General features: G+C 69.8%; 1 protein-coding gene (only partly in view). It reads right to left on the reverse strand.

Annotated elements, in window-relative coordinates; genetic code table 11:
- Window positions 1-8,673, reverse strand: the 5' portion of a protein-coding gene (locus tag ACN469_RS30015) for an IPT/TIG domain-containing protein (RefSeq protein WP_498773351.1). 22,914 nt of this gene lie to the left of the window's left edge; only the first 8,673 of its 31,587 coding nucleotides appear in the window; it begins with the start codon at window positions 8,671-8,673; its stop codon lies off the left edge, out of view.
- Between the last annotated feature and the right edge of the window lie 160 nt (window positions 8,674-8,833).

Here is an 8,833-nt window from a genome sequence, read left to right on the forward strand (position 1 = left end):
CACGAAGGCCAGTTGCCCCGCCGCCACCACACCGCCCACGTCGTGGCCGGACAGCTCGATGGAGCCCCGACGCGTGATGTTGCCCGCGTTGCTCGTGTCGAACAGCACCAGCTCACCGTTGCGAGCCGCCAGGTCATGGCGGACGCTGACGAGCACCAGGCGCCCATGGAAGGCCGACGCCACCGGCACGCCCTCCAGCGGGTGCGCGACCAGGGCCTCCAGCGGAGCGTCCGTCACGCGGAAGAACTCCACGCCCCGGCGCACCGGAGCGCCCAGCGGCAGCCCCGTGGCGCCCACCACGCCCAGGCCCGCGCCATCCAGCGCCAGCGCGGACAAGCGGGTGCTCTCGCCCGAGCCACCAAACGGCTTGTACGGCGTCCGGGAAGGCCGCATTCCGGCCTCCACCTGGACGGCCTGCGACGACGTGGTGTTGCCGGACAGGTCCTTCGCGCGAGCGTGGAGCGTCACGGACTTGCCCGCCAGCGGCGTCGGCACCAGCCACGAGTAGCGGTACTGCGGCCGGTTCGCGGAGCTGGTCCCCGCCACCGCCGAAGCGCCAACCTCGCCTGACACCGTCTCTCCCGACTCCGACGTGTAGCTCGCGAGGAAGCCCACGTCATGGATGCCGGCGTTGTCCGCTGCGAAGGCCGACAGGAGCAGCGGGTCGCCTTCGGTGACGACGTCCAGGTGCGGCGGGTCGACGAGCTCCACGGCCGGCGCGGTGGTGTCGGGGATGGTGCCCACCTTCCGGGCGGGCGTCTCCGCCTCCTGACCTGCCTTGTCCACCGCCACGGCCTTGATGAAGAACTCGCGGCTCCCGCTGCCGATGGGCGCGACGAAGCTCGCCACGTAGGCGTTGGGTCGACCGGGAATGCCCGCGGGCGCAAGCGCCGTGGCCACCTTGCGACCGTCCACGAAGAACGACACCGACTCGAGGCCACTGTCCACGTCGATGGCGTTGGCCTCCAGTCGCAGCCGCGCGCCAGCGAAGACGGTGCCGTCGGCCTCGGGCCGCGTCAGCTCCACGGTGGGAAGCTGGTCCGCGACGACGTTGAACGCGATGGGCTCCGACTGCGTCGACTGTCCGGCGGTGTCCACGGCGCGCGCGGCGATCCACAGGCGCTTGCCCACGTCCGCGGGGTCCGCCACGTAGATGTGCTCGAAGGGCAACTGGAAGCGGCGCCCCACCTCGGCGAGCGAGTCCTTCGTCGGGCCCACCAGGAACGTCACATGGGCCACCGCGACGTCGTCGCCCGTCTGCGCGTGGAAGCTGCTCGGCAGCTTCGCCACCACCTTGAACGGCGGGTTCTTCAAGGCCACCGTCGGCGGCTTGTCGTCGATGGCGTTCACCGTCACAGTGTCCGTCGCGGACCGGTTGCTCAGGTCCACCGCCTTGGCGGTGAACTTCAACTGGACGGACGCGCCGTTGTCCGGGACGAGGTCCTTGGGTACCAGGTACGAGAAGCGGTACGGCGGCGCGGGGACGTAGGCCACCTGCTTCGCTTCACCCGATCCCACCTCCAGCAGGAACGACACGCCCGCCACTCCCACGTTGTCCTCGGCGCGAGCCTCCACATCCAGCCGGAGTCCCGTCACCATCGCGGACCCGTTCGCCGGAGACACCAGCTTCACCACCGGGTCCTGGGTGTCCGCCTTCGCCAGCACCGTCACGGCCTGCGCGTGGACCGTCTTGCCCGACGAGTCCCGCGCATTCGCCCGGATGGTGAGGCTCTTCGACGCGGAGCCATGCGGCAACGGCACGCGGAAGGAATACGGGCGGGTGGCGCTGGCGAAGCGCAGCACGCCGTCCACGCCACCCTCCACGGTGACCTCCACGCGCTGGACTTCGACGTCGTCCTGCGCGGCCACCAGCACGGAGAAGTCGCGGCCCTCCGTCACGATGGCGCCGTGCGCCGGCTGGGCGATGGCCACCGTGGGCGGCTGGTCCACGGCCACCGACAGCACCACCGTCTGCGAATTGACGATGTGCCCGAAGCTGTCCACCGCGCGCCCCTGCAACCGCAGGGTGCCGCCCGCCGTCTCCGGCACGGGGACCAGGAAGCGGAACGGGGGCTGGTTCAGCGTGGCGACCGGCGTCTCGGCGCCATCCAGGTAGAGCGACACGGAGGTGACGGCGACGTCGTCCTCCGCGGAGAGGATCACCGGCAGCAGGTTGCTCGCCACGGCCGTCGTCCCATCCGACGGGGACAGGATGGAGAGGGCGGGCTCGCGATCTCTCACGACGTCGATCTGCTGGTACTCCAGCTCACCCAGGTTGCCGGAGATGTCCCGGGCCCGCGTGGCGATGAAGTACGGCACGGAGTCCAGGCCGCCCAACTCGGACAGCTTCGGCACCGAGTGCTGGAACGTGACGACGGGCGAGTACACGTCGAAGGGAGAGCCCGGCAGCCCGTTCTCCGACGGGAAGCCTCCGGCGACGTGGACCAGCTTGAGGCCTTCGGCGCTCGGGCCCGCGTAGATCTCCACCCGGTCCACGAACGCGTTGTCGTGCGCCTGGACCTGGATGAGCACCGGCGTGTTCTCGATGATGTCGCGGCCCAGGCTGGGGCGCAGCACGTTCGCCACCGGCAGGCCCGTGTCCTCTGCGATGCGAATCCGCCGCTCCACCGAGGAGCGGTTGCCTTCCAGGTCCGTCGCCTCGACGCGCAGGAGCACGAAGCTCTCGGTGCGCGTGGGGTCCAACCGGACGAAGCCCGGAGGCAGCGCCAGCAGCCCTCGGAAGATGCGGAAGCGGGAGATCTCCTCGGGCCCCACGCGCAGGGCCGTGAGGGTGTCGCGCACGGTGACGTCCGCGGCGACGGGGTTGCCGTCGGGGTCGAACAGCGTCGGCACGACAACGCCATCCCGCTCCTCGAGCTGGAGGGCGGGCTTGCCGTTGACGAAGAACTCCACGCCGGTGACCTTGGTGTCGTCCGCGGCCAGCGCCCCCAGACGGAGCTGGATGCTGCCTTCCACCAGGTACCCATCCTGGGCGGGCTCGAGAATCGCCAACTGGGGCGCTCGCGGCCTGCGGCTCTCGATGACCAGCCGCGCGCTCTTCTCCTGGTTCGCCGTGTCCTTGACGGTGATCGTCAGCACCGTGGGCAGACCCTCCGGGCCCACCGGTGGAGTGACACTCACGGAAAGCGCCCGGCTCCCCACCTGGGGCGGAGCGAAGGTCTGCGTCTGCGGCGCACCCGAGCCGAAGGTCGTCGTCACCGACTGCACGCCCACGTCGTCCTTGACGGTGAAGTGCAGCGTCGCGCTCTTGTTCTGGAGCAGGCTGACGAAGCCGCCTTCCAGCTCCGTGCGGTACAGCGTCTCGCCCACCGCCACCAGCCGATCCATCTGAAGGGTCGGCGGCGCATCCGAGACAATCTGCACGTATGCGGGAAGAGAGACCGTCTCGTTGCCGGCGCGGTCCACGGACTGGGCGTACAGCTCGGCGGCGCCCAGCGCCTCGCGCTGGATGGAGACCTCCACTTCCTGCGACGTCCCCACCAGGAGCGTGTCGCCCTGTGAGACGCCATCCATCAGCAAGCGGACGTGGGACAGGCTCGCGTTGTCGGCGACCCGCATGCGGACCTTCAGCGGCTGACCGCGCACCGCCGTCGGGCTCTCGCCCAGGCCGACGATGGACACCGTGGGGACCACCGTGTCGGGCACCACCCGCAGGCTCCGAGCGTCCTTGGTGACCACGCCGCGCGTGTCCACCGCGACGGTGGTGAGGCGCGCGTCGGGAGACGTCCACGACGAGGGGATGCGGAAGCCCACCTGACGCGAGGAGAGCTGCCCCGGGTTGAGCAACGTGGACAGCGGGTCCACCGTCAGCCGCTGCCCTCCCGCGGCGGAGCGGACCTGATAGGGCTGGCCGGACTGGTATCGCAGCGCCAGCTCGGACACGAGCACCGGACGCGAGTCACCTCCACGGGCGCGAAGCTCCACGAGGATCTGCTCCACCTCCACGGCGTTCTTCGGGAACCCGAGATCCGCCTCGTACTGATTGCCGGCGTCGAGCGTGAGCACGCGGGTCTTCGTGAGATCACCGGACGGGAACAGGGTCTTGAAGTTGGCCAGCTCCGCCTGCGCATCCGGGGAGAGCTGCACACGCGGGCGCAGGTGATAGGTGACGCGAGCCTCGGCCCCTTGAGTATCCGAGGCGACCTTCAGGCGAAGGAAGCCGGGCGCGCTGTCCGAGGTCAGAGCCACCTGCGGCGTAACGCGCACGGCGCCGTCCTCGCCCGTCACGCTGAAGGTGAACGGAGCGCCTGGCGTTCCACCACTGGCCGGCTGACCGCCGAACGACAGCGTGGCGACCGGCACCGCGTAGTTCGCGAGCGCGAACGGAGTCTGCGGCGTGCCCACGAGTCCTGACGCGTGGAGCGCGAAGTCGTTGGGCGTCACGGCCTTCACCTCCGACGTGGAGGCCACCAGCCACGCGGCCCGCAAGCCGACGTCATCCTGGAGCTCCAGCGCGCCCTGGTAGCGCTGCTCTTCGATCAGGTCTCCACTCGTCGGAGACACCCAGCGCACGACAGGCGCCGTGTCGGCGACCAGCAGACAGGAGTAGGCGGACACCGTGGTGTGCCCCTTGCTGTCCGTCGCCGTGGCCTCGAAGCTCACCGTGCGCGTCTCGCCGTTGATCAACGGAGGCAGCGTGAAGGGGCCGCTCAGCGACACACTGGCCGCGGGCAGGGTGTCCGGGAGCTGCTCCAGGTCCTCGTTGAGGTCCTCGCCTCCCTCGAAGCGAACGGAGAGGGACTCCACCTGGCTGTCATCCGACGCCTGGACGTGGAGCCCCACCTGCGAGCCGGCCACGCACGACTGCGCGTTGGGCACGCCCTTGAGCGAGACGCGCACCACGGGAGGCAGCTTGTCCTCGACCGAGACGATATCGAACTCGACCTTGGACGTGTCCGTGGGATTGCCGGCCGGGTCATAGGCGCGGGCCCAGATGACGTGCCGCTCGGGCGCGGTGTTCGCCGGGTCCTCGTTGGTGCGCTTGAGGGGAACCGTTCCGGAGAAGGTCCCCACGTAGCGTCGGCTGACGAGGATGTCGCCGGGCCCCTGCGGATTGGGGACACGGACCTCCTCGAGGTCCTCCTGGCTCGCGCGCAGGTACGGAGGCTGGGGCGCGGCCGGTTGGATCTCCACGCCGTCGAGCACCACGGTGACACGGGAGACGCGGACATCATCCGAGACGTCCACGCGCAGACCGAGGCTGCTCCGGTTGGCGACCTGGAGCGGCTGGGTGGCCGTCCCCGGAATGGGCGACAGCAGGAGGGCCGTGGGGTGCTCCAGGTCGTCGATGACGTCGAGCAGCACGTCCTCATGCCCGAACTGGGGCACCGGGCTCACGTCCTTGGCGATGATGCCCACGGACCGCTCGGACGCGGGCGTGGACGACGTGACGATGGGGGCGCGCACGACCAGCTTCTGCTGGATGGCGGTGTTGACGGGGCCGATGAACGGCTCCAGCGTCACGCCTCCGGAGCGCGCCGCGATGCTCGCGACACCTTCGTCATCGGACACGGTGAAGGTGACGGTGACATCCTGGCCCTCCTTCACCACGGAGCGAGGCGCGGGAAGCATCAGCTGCACGACGGGAGCGGCATTCGTCACGGCCTGGAGCACCAGGCGACGCTCCGCGGTGCGGTCTCCGTCATCCGCGACGACGGCACGCAGGCGCAGCGGCTTGCCCGCGTGTGCGGCGGGCACATCCAGGCTCCACTTGAAGACCTGGTACAGCCCTTCCTGCGTTCCGGTGATGGCGCCCGAGCCCACCTGCGTCTCCGGTGCGTCCGGGTTCGCGGGCTGGAGCGGGTCCTGGAGGAAGAGCCGGGCGTTCTTGACGCGGACGTTGTCCGTGGCCACCACGACGACGTCCACCTTGCGGCTGGGGCCAGCGTAGACGCGCGTGCCCTCGGAGGGGGCGCGGAAGGCCACCATGGGGGGCTCGTCGTCAGCCGTCACGTCGAGCGAGAGGGAGACGGTGCCCGCGTTCTTCTCGCCCGCGCTGTCGACGGCCTCCGCCACGAGCTGGACGGTGCCGGGCGTCGACGGCAGCAACAGGTCGAAGCGATACGGCGGAACCGTGGCGACGCCGATGGACTCGCGCGTGCCTCCAAGCACCTTGAAGAGCTCGACCCTGGAAATGGCCACATCGTCCTCCGCGTGGAGGACGATGGGAACCTGCGTGGCCGCCGTGCCGACGAAGCCGGGACTGGGACTGAGGAACTCGACAGTGGGGGGCCGGTCGCCCTTGAGCGTGACGGTGTGGCTCACGTCCTTGTGGTTGCCCGAGGAGTCGAACGCGTGCGCGGTGAGCTTGAGGGTCTCCTTGGGGAGCGGGCCCAGGAAGAACTTGTCGGTAGGGATGACGGTGTAGCTGATGAACGAACCGGAGACGCCCGCGTTGTCGCCGAGTGAGGCATCGACGAAGAACGGTGTCTCCTCCTCATCGAGATAGAGCTCGACTCGCTGGGGCGCGACCTCGTCGAACCCAGCGATCGTGACAAGCAGCGACTGGGAGTTCGGCACCTCCACCAGATGTTGCGGTGTGAGGATGTTCACCGTGGGGGCCGACAGGTCCCGGCGAATCCCCACCACGATGGCACCACTCGACTGCTCGTGTCCCTGCGCGTCGCGGGCGATGGCCGTGACGACGAAGGTCCCATCCGCTTCGACGACAGGTGTGCGCCAGAGCACGCGATAGGGAGGCGTGGAGGACTGCCCCACCGGCAATCCGTTCACCTTCCACGTCACCTGCGGCGCCTCGCCGCTGTCATCCGACGCGGCGGCGGTGAGCATGACGGGGGTGCCGCCCACGTAGGAGTCCGTGGACGTGGGCGTCTGGATGGCCACCGAGGGCGGGCCGTCCAGTTTGACGACGGCCTCGAAGCCGATGCGGCGCTCGAGCCCGCCATGGTCGATGGCCTGAATCTCGACGCGAGGACGCCTGCCAGCGCTTCCCTCCGGAGGCGTCCAGACGAGCTTGAACGCCTGGCCGCCCTCGGCCGTACCGCCCTGCCCTCCCTGGTCCAGACGCGTGGTGGCCACCGCGTTGCCGTCCACGAGCAGCGCCACCTTGACGCCGAAGGCCAGGGCGTCATCCGCCACCGTGCCTTCGACGGAGAGCGGAACCTTCTCCGTCACCTCCACCGTGCTGCCCAGGGGCGCGCGGCGGGTGATGAGCGGAGGGGCGTTGCCGACGATGCGGACGAGGACAGTGGAGCCATCCGCCGTGGCGCCATGGCGGTCCACGGCCGTGGCCTTGATGGCGGCCGAGGTGCCGGCGCTGCCCGCCGGGGGGACGTAGCTGATCTCCCACAGGGGCACTGCGACAATCACCTGAGGCGAGGTGTTGGGGACGGGGCGCAGCTCCACGCGGGCCGTCTGGGAGGAGCCGATGGGAGCGCCGTCCGCGGTGAAGCGAACGACCTGGAAGTCGAGGGGCGACAGGTTGCCCGAGGTCCAGTCACCGCTCGTCACGCGAAGAATCTGGGGGAGGCCCTCGATGAGGTTCGCGCCGGGCGTGGGCAGCTCATAGACGACCTGGCGAGTGCTGGGGCCGGCGGGCGGAACGACCTTGATGTCGAGCATGGCCTGCGACGACTCCTGGTCTCCGGAGTCCACCGCGATGGCGGCGACCTTGAAGGTCGCGCCCGCGAGCGGTGGTGCCTGGAGGCGCAGCGAGTACGGTGAGGTGTCGTCGATGACGGTGGGCACGCCGTTGACGAGGAAGCTGACGTGTTTGACGGAGCGGTCGTCCGAGGCCACGGCGCGAACCTCGAAGCTGGCGCCAGCGGCGATGGACGTGGGTCCGGACAGGCGCACCGTGGGGAGACCATCCTGTGCCTCGACGCGGATGACGTCCGACCAGACAACCTCGTCGATGGTGGTGTGTCGGGCGGTGATGTTCACGCTGCCGGGGCTGCGCGACTCCAACCTCCCCTCGGGAGTGACGAAGACGATGGCGGCGTCCTCCGAGCTCCAGACGGTGCGGAGGGTCGACGGGGTCAGGTCGATGACCCGGCCTGACTCGGCGTCATCCAGTCGGCCCTCGAGCTTGAGCTGGAAGGTGTCGCGCACGCGCGCGAGCGTGACGGTGCTCGGGGTGATGCGGACGCCCGCGATGCGCGAGGGGTCGGTGACGATGACCGGCACTTCCTTCGTGCGCTCGGCGTAGGTGACCTTGAGGGTGGCTTCGCCCTGGGCGAGCGCGATGACCTCACCGGACTGGGTGACGGCGACGATGGCGGGATTGCTCGACTCGTAGAGCACACCCCGGCGTCCACCGGAGATGTCCACGTCGCCCGCAATGGCGAAGTTGCCGAAGACCGTGAGCTGCTCGCGGCGGCCCACCTGGTCCAGCAGGAGCGAGGTGGGATGGGTGGAGATGGAGACGAGCGGGTCGAACGAGGTGGAGCTGGTGAACTCCACCGCGGAGGTGTGGACGGTGCGGCCGAAGGGGTCCTGGAGAGCGACGTCCGCGATGACGACACCGTCGGGAGGGACCTTGCCGTCGAGCGTGGGGATGAAGAACTGGATGCGGCCAGGGGTGGAGACGTGGGGACGGCCGACGATGCGGCGGGCGGTGACGAAGGCCTGGGCCTCGGCTTCGCTGAGGTCACCGAAGACGGTGCGCAGGGCGAGCGCGGAGGCGCCCATCATGGACAGCTCGGCGGAGGAGACCTGCCCGGTGTAGCCGACCTCGAGGAGGATGCCGCCCGCGGTGGAGTTGGCGCGGACGGTGACGGGCGTCGGGGCGAAGCCTGGGGGGCTGGCCTTGGCATCGAAGGTGGTGCTGAAGGAGGCGCCGGGAACCGAGTCC

Origin of the sequence: Corallococcus terminator, from assembly GCF_049194865.1 — a bacterium.
GTDB lineage: Bacteria > Myxococcota > Myxococcia > Myxococcales > Myxococcaceae > Myxococcus > Myxococcus terminator_A.